We start from the raw sequence: 17,920 nt of genomic DNA, 5'->3' as shown, positions 1-17,920 counted from the left end.
TGACGAGCATTACGACATCTTGATGAGAACCATACCTAGTAGCAATAACACAATCCCCCCCCAGCCTTTATAATTTAGCCGTTGATTGAAAAGTATCCAACCTGCTGCTACTGTCGCGATAATCCCGAATGCCCCCCATAATGCATAGGCAATTGAAAGCTCGATGCCTTTTACTGCTTGCGCTAATGCACTGAAGGCTCCGAGTACCGCAATGAGAGAAAGAATGCCTATCCAGTACCGTTTAAATCCATTCGACATTTTTAACAAAATGTTGGCGGCGATTTCTAATATGACTGCTAGGATCAAAAACGCAGCATGCCACCATTCAAAATGACTGGCCATATTACGCCTCCGACTTAGCTTCGCGCCCAACTAAAGCATTTGTTTTGGCTGCATTGACCGCGTTTTGTGTAACTTGTTTTACTTTCTGTGCAGATTGGCGAACAGTGGCTTTTTTGGTGCCTGATTTAATCAGCCCAATACCGGTGATCAGTAATACTAACCCACCGATTTTCATTGGCGATAGCGTTTCTCCAAACCACATGACACTAAATGTTGTGATAAAAAGGATACCGATACCTTCCCATAGTGCATAGGCGACACCTAATGCCACTTTTTTAACTGCGACAGCAAGTAAAATGTACGATGTTGCTATCATGACATACATCACCACCATACCGGTGAAATCACCACTTACACTCGCATGTTTCATTGATAGGGTACCGATAACTTCGGTTATGATAGCTAATACTAAAAATATCCAGTAAATCATTATAATATCTCTCTATATACAGCCACGTAATAGACTATTTTTTGTACAAGTTAATAATACAAATAACTATTGCGCGGTTGTTGAAAATTCAAATAAATAACAACGTGTTGCTGAGTTTATTCAGCGAAATGAATAATCGAGAGAGACGCTATAATGCACCACACCAGTAGTGTTCACTGGAAAGGATAGCTGAAAGGAAAAGCCTGTGTGTCGTTCTTTTTTGGGACTTGCTGATCTTGCCGCTAGTTGAGCTAAGCATGATATCTTATTCTTTTCATCAGGTAGACATCTACCCAATTTACTCCGAACCCTCATGTTGATAGTTAATTTCAGCTTATTTTTAGCATGCCAATTTTATTAAGTCAATGAATATAAACATTTTTTATATTGAATAGAAATATGCATAACTATTCATTAATATGCTAATTAACCCTTGATATGTCGGATGTTACACGAATAAACAAGCGACAATGATAAATTTTCCAGTGGAATTACTTTTTAAAAAAAATGCTTTTTCCCACTTTTTATACTCTCATCACGCCTTAAATAATCTATTCGATTTTTAGCATTGACAACCTGATTGAACAAGCTTCTTATAGTAGCTATATGATTGTAATATGCCGAAGAGAGAGCCATGAACGCCTTTAGCCTTACCTCTAATAGTTTCCAAAATTCTGCTGATGCAACACCATTACCTTATGATGTTGTTTCAATTCAGTCACAAGTTATTTATGGCAGTGTTGGAAATAGCATTGCCGTTCCAGCCCTGACAAAACAAGGTTTACGTGTTGCGGCAGTACCGACTGTAGTACTCAGTAATACGCCTCATTATACAACTTGCTATGGTGGTGAGTTACCTGGTGAGTGGTTTCGTGGTTATTTAAACGGTTTTGTTGAGCGTGGTAGCTTAAATTCAGTGAGAGCTATTTTGACAGGCTATCTAGGCTCCCCAGAAAAAGCCCAAGACTTAGCTAACTGGTTAACCTTAGTCCGTAAAGAACGAACAGCGCTACCGGTTATTGTCGACCCAGTCATAGGTGATGAAGATAGTGGTTTTTATATTCCACCCGAAATTGCCGAGGTATACCGCGATAAAGTCATACCTTTAGCTACAGGAATTATTCCAAACAAATTCGAACTCATGACCTTAAGTGGTAAACAAGTCAATAACTTGGATGATGCGACAGCCGCAGCCCGTAGCTTATTAAAGGGAAATACACAGTGGGTAATCATCACAAGTGCTTTCCAGCCTGATGACGATAATATTGAAGTGGTTTGTGTTACCAAAGATAACGTAGCCGTGATCCGTCATAAACGTTACCCTGTCACACCAAAAGGAACGGGGGATCTATTTGGTGCAGAACTCACCGCCCAGTTATTAGCAGGGCTATCCGTTCCTGATGCCGCTAAAATGGCATGTTTACGCATCGAACAAGCGATTATTCATATGGCAGCGACAGGACGTAGTGAACTAATCCTTTAGTTCCCTATGTAATAAAGATAAAAATATCGTAAACATAGAAAAATGGCGGGTCATCCCGCCATTTAAATCAATACGCTAACTAATATTTCATGTGTTGATAATATTATTCAAACTCATTCCATGAACGGCCATCACGTGCGATCATTGCTACAGATGCAATAGGCCCCCAAGTCCCTGCTTGATATGGTTTAGGCGCTTCATTGTCCATTGCCCATGCATCGATAATAGAGTCAACAAATTTCCATGCTTCTTCTACTTCATCACGGCGAACAAACAATGCTTGAATGCCACGCATGGCTTCAAGTAATAAACGCTCATAAGCATCTGCAAGATGAGTCTGGTTGAAAGTTTCAGAGAAACTTAAATCCAGTTTAGTGGTTTGTAAACGGTGTTTATGATCAAGGCCTGGTGCCTTATTCATAATTTCAATATCAATCCCTTCATCAGGCTGCAAACGAATAGTTAATTTATTCTGAGGCAGGTCTTGATAACTTTCAGAGAAAATATTCAGCGCGGGTTTTTTAAAATAAACCACAACTTCTGAACATTTAGCAGGTAGGCGTTTCCCCGTACGCAAATAGAAAGGTACACCTGCCCAACGCCAATCATCAATATCAACACGTAAAGCAACGAATGACTCGGTCATACTTTGCTTATTCGCACCCTCTTCTTCTAAATATCCAGGAACTTTTTTGCCTTGAACAAAACCAGAGGTATATTGCCCACGTACAGCCTTTTCACGCACATTGGTATGATCAATACGACGTAAAGAACGCAAGACTTTCACTTTTTCATCACGAATACGGTCAGTGGTTAAGTCTGCCGGTGGCGACATGGCAATCATCGTTAAGATTTGCAATAAGTGGTTTTGTACCATATCACGCATTTGGCCAGCTTGGTCGAAATACCCCCAGCGACCTTCGATTCCCACTTCTTCTGCAACCGTGATTTGGACATGATCGATAGTGCGGTTATCCCAGTTATTGATAAATAACGAGTTTGCAAAACGCAATGCGAGTAAGTTTAAAACGGTTTCTTTACCAAGATAGTGGTCAATACGATAGACTTGGCTTTCATCAAAATACTTAGCCACTTCATTATTTATTTCTTGTGACGATGCTAAATCCGTTCCCAGTGGTTTTTCCATGACAACACGATTTGGCTTTTTATTTAATTTAGCATGGCCCAAGCCCTGACACATTGCACCAAAAGTACTCGGTGGCATTGCAAAGTAATGGATGGCAGGTTGTGCATCTTGTTTTAACATTTCAGCTAAGCGCACAAAACTTTCAGTCTGATTAACGTCTAAGTTACAAAAATCCAAGCGCGCGCTCAGTTTTTCCCATAAGGCTGAATCGAGATCTTCTTTTAAGAACTTCTCTAACGCTTCTTTGACAAAGTGAACATAATCATCTTGACTCCATTCAGCACGGCCGACGCCAATAATGCGCGTATCAGGATGAATGTAACCTGCTTTCTCTAATTGATAAAGCGATGGCAGCAGCTTACGACGAGCGAGGTCTCCCTTGGTGCCAAAAATAATTAAGTCACAAGCTTGAGCAGCATTATGTACCGCCATATTGGTTCTCCTCAATTTGCGGAATGTAAGACCTAACTAGGATAGGCCTTATTGTAATTTTGTTAAAATTAGCCCTAATTCCGCTAATGTACCCTGTTGCTAGTGCCCAGTAAATGTTCATGATACCGATCACAGTTTTTATGATGAAAAAAACAACATATTGCCTGTTCAATCTTATGTTACACACTGAATAATTTTTAGTGTATTAAAAAGATGCGATTTAACTGAATGGAGACAGCTTTCGTAAAAAAATAACAAAATAAGTAGGTTGTTTACTAATCTGAAAATTAGATACGGGTCAAAGTTTCACAAAAAGCTGCTATTTATCACCTGTATTCAGATAGCTTACCTATCATACATAGTATATTTTCACTCTTTATTACAGCATCACAGTAAGAAATTTAAAATCAACAATAGGATAACGTGATGACTCAAAAATTTCTCCTTTCGATGAAATAGGCGCTTTTGCTATATGAATATTTTAGAACAAATGAAGACTAGTCTCGATTTTTTAAGTAAATCAGAAAAAAAGGTGGCTGAAGTCATTCTAAGTATGCCACAAAATGCCATTCATCTTAGCATCGCCACACTAGCGCAATTGGCCGATGTTAGTGAACCAACAGTAAACCGATTTTGTCGAAAAATGGACACGAAAGGATTCCCTGATTTCAAATTACGATTAGCACAAAATTTAGCCAATGGTACTCCTTACATAAACCGCCATATAGAAGAAACGGATACAGTAAATACCTATACCTACAAGATTTTTGAATCTGCTATGGCTGGGTTAGATAATGTAAAACACACACTAGACATCGGGGTAATTAACCGTGCTGTCGATTTATTAACTCAAGCTCGAAAAATCAGTTTTTTTGGCTTTGGTGCTTCAGCCGCTGTGGCTCATGACGCAATGAATAAATTTTTTCGCTTTAATATTCCTGTCATATACTTCGATGATATTGTCATGCAACGTATGAGCTGTATCAATAGTACTGAAGGAGACGTTATTGTGCTCATTTCCCATACGGGAAGAACCAAAGCATTAGTTGACATGGCACGTTTAGCTCGAGAAAACGACGCTACAGTCATCGCAATTACCTCAGAAAGCTCACCACTCTCTCTAGCCGCTTCCTTATCTATTATTATTGATGTTCCTGAAGATACGGATATCTATATGCCAATGGTATCAAGAATGGCTCAGCTCGCTGTAATTGATGTATTAACTACGGGCTTTACGTTAAGAAGAGGTGAAAAATTTAGAGATAACTTGAAGCGCGTCAAAGAAGCATTACGTGATTCGCGGTTTGATAGCATCTAAAGGCAATAAATTGACAGTATAAATGCTTTTCTTTGCTTTCGGGCTTTAATAGTTTTACAGACCTGATAGCATTAAGAAATTGGCTGTATATAATAGCTGTGCTCGTGTCAGCATCCCTATTTGCAGTAAACAGGTTTCGAAATGGAGTGAAATGGTTTCACTCTTTTATCAACACCATTACAGGTCAACGGAGTAATACATGTCTAGACGGCTTAGAAGAACTAAAATTGTTACAACTCTTGGTCCAGCAACCGATCGCGATAATAATCTTGAAAAAATTATCAATGCTGGTGCCAACGTTGTTCGCCTTAACTTCTCCCACGGAACTCCAGAAGACCATCAATTACGTGCTAATAAAGTACGTGAAATTGCCGCTCGTTTAGGTCGTCATGTTGCGATCCTCGGCGATTTACAAGGTCCTAAAATTCGTGTTTCCACGTTTAAAGATGGTAAAGTTTTCCTAAATATTGGTGATAAATTCATTCTTGATGCCAACTTAGGCAAAGGTGAAGGCTGCCAAGATAAAGTGGGCATCGACTATAAAGGTTTACCTGCTGATGTGGTTCCAGGCGATATTTTACTTCTTGATGATGGGCGAGTTCAATTAAAAGTCATCGAAGTCAAAGGGTTACAAGTATTTACAGAAGTTACTGTTGGTGGCCAATTATCTAACAATAAAGGTATTAATAAACTCGGTGGCGGCCTTTCTGCTGAGGCATTAACAGATAAAGACAAAGAAGATATAAAAACCGCAGCAAAAATTAATGTTGATTATTTAGCCGTTTCATTCCCTCGTTCAGGTGAAGATTTAGATTATGCACGCCGCTTGGCTCGCGATGCAGGCTGTGAATGCCAAATTGTTGCTAAAGTAGAACGAGCAGAAGCCGTAGCCAATGATGAAGTCATGGACGAAGTTATCCTCGCTTCTGATGTCGTTATGGTTGCTCGTGGTGACCTCGGTGTGGAAATTGGCGACCCAGAATTAGTCGCTGTCCAGAAAAAATTGATCCGCCGTTCTCGCCAATTAAATCGTGTTGTTATAACTGCAACACAAATGATGGAATCCATGATCACTAACCCAATGCCAACGCGAGCTGAAGTTATGGACGTTGCGAATGCGGTGTTGGATGGTACTGATGCCGTTATGCTTTCTGCTGAAACAGCTGCAGGCCAGTACCCAGCAGAAACTGTCGCTGCAATGGCACAAGTTTGTTTTGGTGCAGAAAAAATGCCTGGCCTGAATGTATCTAAACACCGTTTAGAGGCAGAGTTTAGTAGCCCAGAAGAAGCGATTGCCATGTCAACAATGTATGCGGCTAACCACCTTAAAGGGGTTAAAGCTATCATTGCAATGACTGAGTCTGGTCGTACTGCTCGTATGATGTCTCGGATCAGCTCTGGCTTACCGATTTTTGCAATGTCTCGCCATGAAAAAACGCTTAATCAGTGTTCTCTCTATCGTGGTGTTACTCCCGTTTTCTGTAGCACCCACACAGATGGCATTGCGGCTGCGAACGAGGCAGTGACGCGTTTGCGTGATAACGGCTATTTAATGAGTGGCGACGTGGTTCTTGTCACCCAAGGTGACTTAATGGGTACTGTCGGTAGTACGAACACTTGTCGTATTCTAGAAGTCGAATAATCTTTTAGCCCTCACCTAATGGGTGGGGGCTTTCTTTTATATTGATGCTCTATCTAATCTTGAGCCTGTTTCCATTTGATATATGCTTCGCTAATTACAGGTGCAATTTTATCGTAATTTTCCCATGAGTTTTCTATATGGTAAGTTGTCGGTAAATTACCTTTAAGAACACGTTCATAATCTTCAAAGTAGCCTTTTTCTTCTGCTGCATAATAGAACTGAGTAAAAGCGTTACCTTCATCACTTAAATCTTCATCTATAAATTTTTCATCACACATTGTCATCAAAAATTCACGGCCATCAAGCTTTCGAGCTTTAACTAATGCGAGCTCTTCCTCTGATTCTTCAACATGAAATTCTCCGACTAAATTATTATGAATAATCCATGTCAAATAAAAGCCAATATGGGTGCCTCCATTCTCAGTAGGTAACTCTGAAGGATAATCACCACCGTAGTGCCAATCCATACGATCAAATGCCATAGTCTTCCTCAATTTATGCATCAATAAAAACTAACTATAACTTACTTCAGGTTAGTGATGAATTAAGATAAAGTACAAAATGATGGCTAAATAAGAAGTAATGCAAGACAGTAAAGCTCTGCAGTTCACTTCTTGTTACGTGCAGAGCAAATAGAACTTAGTGATATTGCAAATTAAATTGTAGCGTACCGTTTGCTTTCCCTGCTGTTGTTGTAGATTGAGTTTGGATATAAGCAGCTTCCAATGGAATGTTATATTGCCCTACGTTATTTTGTTCAACGATAGGCATTAACTGATTAAGCTTAATTGGTGCTCCTTTATATTTCACTTGGATTGCATAGCCCTTCGCTGTATTTTCATCGGCTAAATTATTGAGTGCAATTGCCCCTGGTGTTTGGCTTGCATCTTGAGCTCCAATAAATGTAATTTTTATAGGCGATATAGGGTCACAATCTAATTGAATTTGAAAGTTTTTCTTACTATCGGAGCTCGTTGAACCAACACCTGTAAACGACGATTTGCTGACTTTACCGAACGGCACATCTATTGACTTATTTTTAACTTCACAACCACTCGAAATAACATTAATTGGCCCCATATTTACTTTGGGTTCGACTCTTCCATATAAATCTGACGTAATAAAACCATTATGGAATAAAATTAACATTGCAGCATTAGTTGTTGGTAAAGTTTGGCTTTTAACATTGTTACCAACTTTATAAAAATCTGCTCTTAACTTTACAGTATATGTTGCTGATGATGCACTAGAACCACAAATTAACCTATTACTAATATTTCCATCTTTCGTATTTACTCCATCAACATACGCAGAACCAGAGCAAGGACTTAATACTGTACCATGTAAAGCATAACCCACACCTGAGCTATTAACTTCTCTCACATAACCTACACCAGAAATATACCTTGAATTCCCATATCCGCTTGGTAAATAGATGCCAACTTCTGTATTACCAGTTACATTCCACCACACCCAAGGGGAATGAGTACCTAAATCAACTGAACCAATAAAACTACCTACCGGCAATGTGCGTGAGACATAAAGTGTTTTATTCGAATTAACAAGTTGGTTAGTAAATTCAGCCCTAAATTCTGCAACACCAAATTGTGAATATAAAAGTAACGGAATGCCGATTTTTAATCCTAAATTATTCATGACGACCCCTATTCACAAGTTCGTTCTATAAACTGAATTTTTTCATTTTCTAACGATAATGAAAGTGGAACTGTACATTGTTGATTATGACTATTACCCCATTTTACAATGATGGTACTTTGCTCTGGAACACCGCTTAAATAAACTTCCCCATCATTTGCAACAATACCTCCAGTCACTTGCTCTTCATTTTCTATCACAGAAACTTGAGTGCCAAATGCAATGGGTTTGCCTGCATGCTGCAGTTTTAGTAATACTCTAGCACCGCGTTTTGCTTGAAAATTAGCTAATACAATAGCACCTTGAGTAGGAACAACGGTTGTTGTATTAATAGCAACATCATTGTTACCACTTAATGTTGCAGTATCGACACTAATTTTATTTCGTTCGTAGCGTGTGACCGTAGGAATTACGGCAAAGCCTGAAGAGTTAGTATAGAGCGACTGCGCATTATTCACTTTTAAATTATCAATATCTTCAGCTTTTACGAGTACTGCAGAATCATAAATAGTACGTGATGTCGTTAGCCCTCCAGAATGCAGTAATAATGCTCCTGTTGCACCGAGATCGACAGAATGATATTTAGGGTCATAATTATAGCCTGCACTGTATTCCCCTGATGAAACTATATAGTTTGCACTAACGGAACTACTATATTCGTCATGGCTATGGTTATATCTTTGCGTAAGGTCATACTGCAAATTATTATCTTCTAATTGCGTGCCATTAAAACTCAATGAGCTAATAGAATCGCCATTTTTACTGGTATTATAGCTATAATTGATCCAATTATTTTTCCGTCCTAAATCAAAAGGAATACTTAAATTTAATGACAGCATTTGGTCATTGGTATTCGAATAATCTTGCTTTGTATAAGAATACGCAACACTGTAATTCATCGAATTATAATTAGAACTAAAACTCATCGTTAAATTTTTATCAGAACCACTTTTATCCCAGTAATATTGCTGGTAACCATTCACTGATAAATAACCTATTCCGTTAAGCGATTGAGATACTGATGCTTGAAACTGTTGTTTTTTCCGACCGATATTATAGAAATAATTATTCGAATCAGAGAAATCATAGTAATTCTTTGTTGAATAGCGATATGATGCCAAAGAAAAAGAAGTGCCTGTGTCTGGAATATATTTTGAATACTGAATTCGGTACGATTGCCCTTCTGCCTTCTTTTTATCAATCAATTGTGTTGATGCTTGCGTAATATCTGTCGATATCGCACCAATATTACCTAAATTTACTCCAGTACCTATTGTGTAAGCTTGATAGTCTTGGGAAACTAAAAAACCTCCATAAGCGGATAAGTTATATGGTAACCCATAAATTGCTGATGCTTGCGCAAAATTTGGTTTACGCCGTGCACTATCAACATTATATTTACCAATATCCACGCTATATTTTAATGCACCAGCTCTTTGCATCATTGGTACCGCTGAAAACGGCTGAATAAAAGATCTGATTGTTCCATTAGCTTCTTCAATGGAGACCTCAAGATCACCACTGTATGAAGTTGGATATAAATCATTAATTGAGAACTCACCAGGTGGTACAGTTGTTTGATAAATCACATTACCATTTTGCCTGATAGTAACAATCGCATTTGATTGCGCAATTCCTGTGACTGTCGGTGCAAAACCTCTTTCACTTTGAGGTAACATACTTTCATCGGAGGCTAACCTTATCCCACGATAAGGGTTGCTTTCCATCACACCATTATCAGAGGATGTTTCACCAATCGTTAATCGGCTTTTTAAGCTTCTAATATCTCGTTCTATATAGGTTTGTAAATTATTCCAGTTTGTTTCATTTGTTGTATTACTATATGTGTTATAGCTACGTAAACGCCAAGCATTTATATTAATGCCACTTCTTAAACCTATGAATGTATTATCTCTGTTGTCTCTATTTTGGTACCAATGTTTATTAAATCTTGCAGTATAATTAACAAATGCTGCATTAATTCCATCGTCCCATTCTTTTGGCTCAACGTAGCCTCGGCTAGTATTTTCTAATCCAATTTGAGGAATGCTTACTTGTAGTTGTTGGATTTCGAATTTGTATTGATAATTAGCACTAGGAATAACTTGAGCAATATCGTTCAAATATTCATCACCTTCAATTGATGAGAATTTTTCACTTGCTGAGTTTTTTACCCCCCACTCTAGTAGCATATTTTTTGTTATTTTAGGGAGTAGTTTTTTAGTTTTATCATCAAATAAAAATGTAATATTCTTATTATCCACAAGTTGATCATTAATATAAATATCGACAAAATAATCACCTGGTAATTGCCCACCTGCGGATGATAAGTAGCCCAAGCTATTCACATCAGCAACTTGACTTTCAATTCCAGTATTAATAGCATTGATATCAAATATATCTTCAGCAATTGTATTATTGGCATACAATATTAAGCTGATCGTAGTAAAAACTTTAGAATACATAAGTCTATTTTTGGTATAGAGAACTGACATCTTAGATACTCTTACTTGGGTTTTTTCTCTATGATAGCGCCATAGTCATTAATAAACTGAACAACTATTGAATCACTATTATTTGTTTTTTTCTTAAGAATATAATCATTTTTAAATGGGTATATTAAGCTAGCACCATCAATGACCTTGCCATTGATAAGGATATTTTTGATTGATAAATGATATGGTGTTTGGTTATCAATCATAACTCCATCTGATTTCTCAATTAAATTAACCTTTTCAAAATCAAAAGGTTCAATATCTTTCGACCTTAAAAACAGTTTAAATTGTGAGTTTATAATTATCTGTAGCTCATTTTCAATACTATTATCTTTAGGTGGTATTGATTTAATATTAAGCAAATAGATTTTTTCTTCATTTGAATTTATAGGTTCACCTATGTATGAGATCCTCGCTGAACCATTTGTATCTGGTTCAATTCGGAATAATGGTGGCGTCGCAATAAATGGTGCTTTACCCTCACCATTAAATGGAGAAACCCAACTTTGGATTAAAAATGGTTTTTCTTTATCACTATTAAAAATCGGGATATCAATTTCACGTTTGTTTTCTTCATAGACAAAACGCGTTCCACCTACACTAATACCTGACGCTTGAGAGATGTTAGAAATAGAAAATAAACATATACAGATTGAAAAAAATATTTTTTTCATAAAACAGCCATGATATTGATGTGAGAAAGAGGGCAACCATTGTCACCCTCCAACTAATTAATGATATTGAATGCTATATACTGCACTACTATTAGCAGGACCAGCAGTTGCTACGCCTGTTGCTTTATAACGAGCTACGTAATCTAAGTCTACTGTTGCACCATCGAATTCAATTTGTTTTGAATCATCAAATAATTTGATTTGTGTTGTTGCGTCTTTTTCAAATAAAGCAATACCGACATTATTTGCAACACCTGCACCTTGGTTAATTGCAAGAATATCGCGGTCTGCAGTATCACGTGTACCACCAAAGCGTACGGTTACTTTCGAGTTTGCTGGACAATCAACAAGCTTAATCGTGAAGTCTTTCAATCCTGCAACTTCACCCTGTGCAGCTAAACTTTTAGCTGATACCTTTCCAAGGTCAACATTTAAATTTTTTGAGTTACTATCAACTGTACAAGCAATGTCAGTTATTTCCCCGGTAAAATTAATTGTACCTGAAGCAAAAACAGTTGGTGCAGATGTTACAGCTAAAGCAACCCCTATTACTGCTAGGGATTTTTTTAGAATACTCATAATAGTTCCTATAATAAAAATCTTTAATTATTAATTGCTACTATATGAATAAATAAATTACTCATATTGGGTGTACGAAAGAAATATACCATTTACCTTTAGTTAAGTTAACTAATGGATACATTGAATTTTTTAAAATGACATCTAAAATATTTATGTTTTATTTTAATTATTCATTAATTGACTTATTTATTTAATTTTTTCATTATCAATAAGGTAGTATCTTAAAATTTCATTATCCATTGAATTTTTATTCATATACATGTAGAAATTATAGAATGATTTTTTATTTGCTGTTTTCAGCTCTTTTAATGAATTATTATTCAATTCCTTCTGGACTAAATTCTTTGGTAACCATAAATACCCAATCGAATTCTCTGTTAATTGAATTGCTAAATCCACATTAGGAACATGAATAGTTTGGATGCTTTTCATACCATCTATCTCTGTAGACTCCAAAGCAATCAATGTTGTTTTTTCCATTGATTTCAATATATTATCAGCCTGACAATGTTGAAGTTTATGATTTGGATTGGTTACAAACACCGCCTCAACTTGCTCAAGGAATATAGGGTTTAACGACTCAACGTAATGGTGAGTAATTAATAAATCATAATTTTTAACCCCAAAAATATCTGTTTTTTTTAATAATAAACGTTTTAAATCAATATCATAATCCTTTCTAGACCGACTTAAATCCCCAATTTTTTTCAGTATTTCATCACTTTGATATAGTGAATCAATAACAATATTAATTTTATTATTTCCTTCATAATTTAATGATTTAGCAACCTTTTCTAATGAAATTGCTTTATTTGTTACCTCTCTCGATAGCGCTAATAGCTGCTCTCCTTGTCTAGTTAATACTGCACGACGTTTTTCTAAAGAAAATATTTCAATTTCCAATGTTTGCTCTAATTTACTAATGGTGTAACTAATTGATGATTGTGTCCTATGCAAAATTTCAGCTGCTTGAGCAAAACCACCGCAGTCAACCACTGCCTGTAGAGTTATCCATTGATCTAACGTTGTTCGAGTTTTTTCCATAGAGTCTCCAAGTATTAATCTGGGAGTTATTTTTATTATATAATTAAAATATAGCAATATATTTTATAGTCGTTAATAAGTGATTATACATAACGCTTAGTATTTACTCATATGTTTAAAATTATTTAAGTTCTTTTTTTTGTATGTAAGGAATAATTTTTAATATGAAGTTCCGTTTTATATGTAAAATATAATTTTCACACTGACTACATCATGAATAGAAATAACCTATAAATAATTTCAATTTTAAATTAAAAAAAATAACAAAGTAAGAATGTAAACAAAAAAAACACCTATAGCATTTTTAATACCAAATAAAAATAAATTATTTTATTAAATAAAAAATTAACAATCTTATAAAGATTAAACAAAAAATAATTTTAGAATAAAAAAAACAGTACTCAATTATAATCATGGTGAAGTACACAAATAATAACTATAATTGGTTAGTCATTTAATGATGGTTTTATAATATTATCTACTGGATAGTTGGCTTTGCATTAGATAAATAAAGAGGAATATCACAATACAAACATTGAAATAAAGTCACCTCGTATTTATACTAAGATTTAATTTTATGATTGATGCAACACAGGCTAATTACAGCTAATAATAATATGATTAGAATAATAATTACTTAAAACGATACTGTATGATATTTATCAGTTCTAGCTTATCTGATCTTCGGCAAGTAATAATCTTAACCCTCGTTCATTCTACAATTAATGCTTTGAATGGCTACTACCATTTTTTCTAAAAAAAATATCTAATTGTTCTCATTTCCTTACCCATGTATAAAATTGACTTCTGAGCTTAGGATTAAATGTTACCGTCCAAAACTTTTTAGCATACCTTAGATTAACTCTTATCAATCGAACGAATACATAAGCTTTTTTGCTCTTTTATCGTGTTCATTAAGCATATCTTCCTTATATTGCACTTAACTATCTGTCATGTAAGCTATAAATATACAATGCAATATTTATAATAAGCATACAAATCAATAAGTTAAATTAAGCCTTGCTCTTCTTCTTTTTATCAAGACTTTACAAAAATTAGATACAGCTCAAAAAATGAATGAAACATCCATAAATCATTAATGTACTATCCTAAATTTTCGTTATTAATAATCGTGTACAGTTTTTTAAAATTACCAATCATCAAGCGTATATTTCTATAAATACTCACTTTTAAATAAAAAAAAACCATTACTAAAAAGTAATGGCTTAAAATTTATTCTGTATATCTGTACACTAACGATAGAGGTCTTTTCGCTGATAAGGTTCTATTTCACCCTCTTTTCGCGTTTTCAATAGCTTTAATATCCATGTGTACTGTTCTAAATTCGGAGCAACCAGGTACTCCAGCTCCTCATTCATTCTTCGTGCTATATACTTATCATCCTTTCCATCAATATCATCCATCGGTTCACGAATATAAATATGCAATTGATGCGTTTTATGGTCATAAACAGGAAACAGTGGCACAACTTTCGCTTTACATACCTTCATTAGCCGACCAATTGCAGGTAATGTTGCCTTATATGTGCCAAAAAAATCGACAAATTCACTATGCTCTTCACCATGATCTTGGTCAGGTAAATAAAAGCCCCAATAACCTTGCCTAACAGAAGCAATAAAAGGCTTAATACCCGCCTCTCTTGAGTGTAAGCGCCCCCCAAAATGGTATCTTGCTTTATTCCATAAATAATCTGCAACGGGGTTCTTTTGGTGATGAAACATGGCAGCCATTTGCTGGCCTTTGGCTGCTAATAACATCGCAGGGACATCAACGCCCCACCCATGAGGTACCATAAAAATAACATTACTTTGCTGCTGCTTTAAACGCTCTATAATTTCTTGATTATGCCAATGCGTTCTAGCTAGCGTTTTACTCGCACCACGCAGACATAGCTCAGCCAACATGACAAAAGATTGTGGTGCGGTTTCAAACATGCGATCAACTAACTCTTCTCGTTGATGTTCTGTCAATTCAGGAAAACAGTAAAGTAAGTTAATTTTAGCGCGACGGCGACCACTCTTTGCTAGTCGTCCAACCCATTTTCCTATTTTAGCCAGTAAAGGATCACGTATTTTAACCGGAATGAAAGCCAATCCGGCTAAAACACCGGCCCCTAGCCACACTCCCCAATATTTAGGTAAAAGGTAAGAGCGGTGAAACGTTGGCACATAGCCTTTTTTACTATCAGTGTCTTGATCTTTATTCATGCTGTACTCAAGTGAATAATAGCTATCTTTCTATAGCTTATAATAATAGTTTACGGGAGCATTACAAAGAAAACTGGCAGATACAAGTACCTGCCAGCGATAAAAATAGAAACTTAAGTTATTGTAGTTTAAGTTGTGGTTTAGTTTCTTTAACTAGCGCTAAGTATTCCTTACGCTCTTTCCCTGTCAAGCCACCAGAACTAGGTAATTTCGCAGTGAGTGGGTTTACCGCTTGTTGATTAACCCACATTTCAAAATGTAGATGAGGCCCAGTCGAACGCCCAGTATTGCCCGATAGCGCAATTCGATCACCGCGCTTAACTTTTTGACCTGGCTTAACTAATAGCTGGCGTAAGTGCATGTAACGCGTGGTATATTGACGCCCATGACGGATCGCAATAAAGTTACCTGCAGCACCGCTGTATTTTGAAACAATGACTTCACCATCACCAACAGCAAGCACTGGTGTGCCAACTGGCATTGCGAAGTCCACACCTTTATGCGGTGCTACACGCCCAGTAACTGGGTTAACTCGTCGAGGGTTGAATTGTGAAGAAACTCTAAATTGTTTAGCAGTTGGAAAACGTAAGAAACCGCGTTCTAAGCCATTCCCTTCGCTATCATAATATCGCCCATCTTCAGCACGAAAAGCGTAATAGCTTTTTCCATTTGTTTGTAGACGAACACCAATGAGTTGGCTCTGTTCACTACGGCCATTCAGCATTTCTCTACTCATTAACACACTGAATTTATCGCCTTTCTTCAATTTTTTGAAGTCAACTTGCCATTGCAAGGCTTTGATCACCTCACGGCCTTCATTGCGTGTTAAGCCAGCTTTATTTGTACTTTGTGCAAATGAACCGTCAACCGTGCCTTTTAATACACTGTTAGTCCACTCACCTTCACGAATTTGTTTGGCTTCTTCAAATTTGTTTGTCGTTCCAACGCGGGTAAATACACGGGTCTCACGGCGAGAAACTTCCCATGTCAATGATTCTAATTCGCCTTGATCAGTTAACGACCAATTTAAAGATTGGCCTATTTTCAGGTTTCTCAGCGATTTATGTTGATTGGATAGTGTTGCAACATCACCCGCTTCAATACCGAATTGAGTTAAAATAGTCGTTAAATTATCACCACTTGCAACAACATATTCATGAACGAGAGGTGCTGCTGCCCCACCAGTTTCTGCAGCTTCAGCGTCAGTATCAGCGAGGCCTTCATCAGGTAGCTGTTCACTACTATCTTGAATTATATCGTCGGTAGCATCACTTGCAGGTAATAATGAGAGCGGAATGATGGTATCTGGTGTTCCGTCATTTTCAGTCGTTGTTGGTATATGAACTGGCCGCCAAATTGCGACGGCCATAGTCGCTACAGTGAGCGCACTTAATACAATTTTGTGTGTTCTAGACAGGCTACCGTATACCTGAACCAGACTCTTGGCCATTTGCTGCACTTAAACAATTCCTTCTATTTTTAATCCAGGCAGCTGGCGTATTGCTCTGATAGTTGAGTCAAAAACTTCATGTAGCTATCCGGCTCTATAGCCAGCCCAATTCCTAGTGGGTCGAGAGTTCCCATTTTCACCCCCGTATTACGTGCTACGCTTTCAATCACAGCAGGCCTGAATTGTGGCTCAGCAAAAACACATTGCGCTTTATGCTCAACCAATTGTGTTCGTATTTGATGTAATTTTTGCGCGCCTGGCTGTATTTCTGGGTTTATCGTAAAATGCCCTAAAGGAGCGAGTTGATAGTGTTTTTCAAAGTAGCCATAAGCGTCGTGAAAAACGAAATAACCCTTGTTTCTAGCTGGCTGCAAAATATTAGCAATATTCTGATCATTTTGCGTCATATTTTCTTTGAATTTACGAAGGTTTACGTCTAGCTTATCTTTTTGTTCAGGATAAAGCTCTACTAAACGTTCATAAATGTCTTGCGCAGCAAAATTTGCGATCTCTGGTGATAACCAGATGTGCATATTATACTCACCATGATGATGATGTTCGTGATCCTTGTCATGATTAGCCTCATCTCCATGTTCATGGTCATGTTCATCTTCATGGGACTCTGCCATAAGTAGCGGCTTAATATTTTTCTGTTCAGCTAATGCTAGGCGTTTATTCTGTGGTAATGTATTGATTGGCTTCTGTAAAAACATTTCCATATCAGGCCCAACCCATACAAATAAATCAGCCTGTTTAATTTTTTTCAAATCAGAAGGTTTAAGTGCATAATCATGAGGCGAAGCGCCATCTGGTAATAAAACTTGTGTCTCAGTGACACCATCAGCAATACCAGCTGCAATAAAGGCCAGTGGACGAATTGAAGTCACAACATCAGCATTCGCGGTTGATACCATTGTTGCACTTAATACCGAGCTTGCCACTGCCCCAAAAAGAAATTTACAGGCAATGTTTTTCGATTTATGTATCATAGCAGTCT

At 36.9% G+C, this 17,920-nt stretch carries 15 protein-coding genes; 3 read left to right on the top strand and 12 right to left on the bottom strand.

All coding sequences use genetic code 11. The features are described from left to right. Positions 1–9: 9 nt before the first annotated feature. The gene (gene mdtI, locus PR800_RS08010) at positions 10–342 is read right to left on the bottom strand and encodes a multidrug/spermidine efflux SMR transporter subunit MdtI (protein WP_004254980.1); all 333 of its coding nucleotides are present in this window, start codon (positions 340–342) and stop codon (positions 10–12) included. Between the two features lies 1 nt (position 343). Further along, complete coding sequence (gene mdtJ / locus PR800_RS08005) at positions 344–772, bottom strand: multidrug/spermidine efflux SMR transporter subunit MdtJ (RefSeq protein ID WP_042843885.1); 429 nt, start codon at positions 770–772, stop codon at positions 344–346. 634 nt (positions 773–1,406) lie between these two features. Between mdtJ and pdxK the strand changes: the two genes are divergently transcribed. After that, the gene (gene pdxK, locus PR800_RS08000) at positions 1,407–2,255 is read left to right on the top strand and encodes a pyridoxine/pyridoxal/pyridoxamine kinase (RefSeq protein ID WP_272530526.1); all 849 of its coding nucleotides are present in this window, start codon (positions 1,407–1,409) and stop codon (positions 2,253–2,255) included. A gap of 103 nt (positions 2,256–2,358) precedes the next feature. On the opposite strand, the gene zwf is transcribed toward pdxK, so the two are convergent. Further along, positions 2,359–3,834 (bottom strand): glucose-6-phosphate dehydrogenase, encoded by a 1,476-nt coding sequence (zwf, locus tag PR800_RS07995; protein WP_102140282.1) that lies wholly within the window; start codon positions 3,832–3,834, stop codon positions 2,359–2,361. Between the two features lie 472 nt (positions 3,835–4,306). Between zwf and PR800_RS07990 the strand changes: the two genes are divergently transcribed. Both PR800_RS07990 and pyk read left to right on the top strand, forming a co-directional pair. Further along, the gene (locus tag PR800_RS07990; protein WP_102140281.1) at positions 4,307–5,152 is read left to right on the top strand and encodes a MurR/RpiR family transcriptional regulator; all 846 of its coding nucleotides are present in this window, start codon (positions 4,307–4,309) and stop codon (positions 5,150–5,152) included. Positions 5,153–5,351: 199 nt separating this feature from the next. Next, positions 5,352–6,794 carry a pyruvate kinase gene (gene pyk / locus PR800_RS07985; protein WP_102140280.1) on the top strand — a complete coding sequence of 481 codons (1,443 nt, stop codon included), beginning with the start codon at positions 5,352–5,354 and terminating at the stop codon, positions 6,792–6,794. Positions 6,795–6,847: 53 nt separating this feature from the next. Here pyk and PR800_RS07980 read toward each other — a convergent pair whose 3' ends face one another. The 9 genes from PR800_RS07980 to znuA all read right to left on the bottom strand — a co-directional run bounded on the left by PR800_RS07980 (position 6,848) and on the right by znuA (position 17,912). Continuing rightward, the gene (locus tag PR800_RS07980; RefSeq protein ID WP_102140279.1) at positions 6,848–7,276 is read right to left on the bottom strand and encodes a DUF7832 domain-containing protein; all 429 of its coding nucleotides are present in this window, start codon (positions 7,274–7,276) and stop codon (positions 6,848–6,850) included. A gap of 157 nt (positions 7,277–7,433) precedes the next feature. Next, the gene (locus tag PR800_RS07975; RefSeq protein ID WP_195698650.1) at positions 7,434–8,450 is read right to left on the bottom strand and encodes a fimbrial protein; all 1,017 of its coding nucleotides are present in this window, start codon (positions 8,448–8,450) and stop codon (positions 7,434–7,436) included. Between the two features lie 8 nt (positions 8,451–8,458). Next, complete coding sequence (locus PR800_RS07970) at positions 8,459–10,945, bottom strand: fimbria/pilus outer membrane usher protein (RefSeq protein ID WP_195698649.1); 2,487 nt, start codon at positions 10,943–10,945, stop codon at positions 8,459–8,461. An 11-nt stretch (positions 10,946–10,956) separates the two neighbouring features. Next, positions 10,957–11,619 carry a fimbrial biogenesis chaperone gene (locus PR800_RS07965; protein ID WP_272530523.1) on the bottom strand — a complete coding sequence of 221 codons (663 nt, stop codon included), beginning with the start codon at positions 11,617–11,619 and terminating at the stop codon, positions 10,957–10,959. 57 nt (positions 11,620–11,676) lie between these two features. Further along, a complete protein-coding gene (locus tag PR800_RS07960; protein ID WP_166265065.1) occupies positions 11,677–12,198 on the bottom strand; it encodes a fimbrial protein in 522 nt (173 codons plus the stop codon). Between the two features lie 189 nt (positions 12,199–12,387). Next, positions 12,388–13,245 (bottom strand): LysR family transcriptional regulator, encoded by an 858-nt coding sequence (locus PR800_RS07955; protein ID WP_102140274.1) that lies wholly within the window; start codon positions 13,243–13,245, stop codon positions 12,388–12,390. A gap of 1,253 nt (positions 13,246–14,498) precedes the next feature. Continuing rightward, positions 14,499–15,473, bottom strand: a complete 975-nt coding sequence (gene lpxM, locus PR800_RS07950) for a lauroyl-Kdo(2)-lipid IV(A) myristoyltransferase (protein WP_102140273.1) — start codon at positions 15,471–15,473, stop codon at positions 14,499–14,501. A 118-nt stretch (positions 15,474–15,591) separates the two neighbouring features. Next, the gene (gene mepM / locus PR800_RS07945; protein ID WP_102140272.1) at positions 15,592–16,932 is read right to left on the bottom strand and encodes a murein DD-endopeptidase MepM; all 1,341 of its coding nucleotides are present in this window, start codon (positions 16,930–16,932) and stop codon (positions 15,592–15,594) included. 20 nt (positions 16,933–16,952) lie between these two features. Next, positions 16,953–17,912, bottom strand: a complete 960-nt coding sequence (znuA, locus tag PR800_RS07940; protein WP_102140271.1) for a zinc ABC transporter substrate-binding protein ZnuA — start codon at positions 17,910–17,912, stop codon at positions 16,953–16,955. Positions 17,913–17,920: the final 8 nt, after the last annotated feature.

Source organism: Providencia sp. PROV205, assembly GCF_028479505.1.
Classification (GTDB): Bacteria; Pseudomonadota; Gammaproteobacteria; order Enterobacterales; family Enterobacteriaceae; genus Providencia; species Providencia huaxiensis.
Note: the sequence above shows the minus strand (reverse complement) of the source record. Positions and strands in the feature narration are given on the sequence as shown.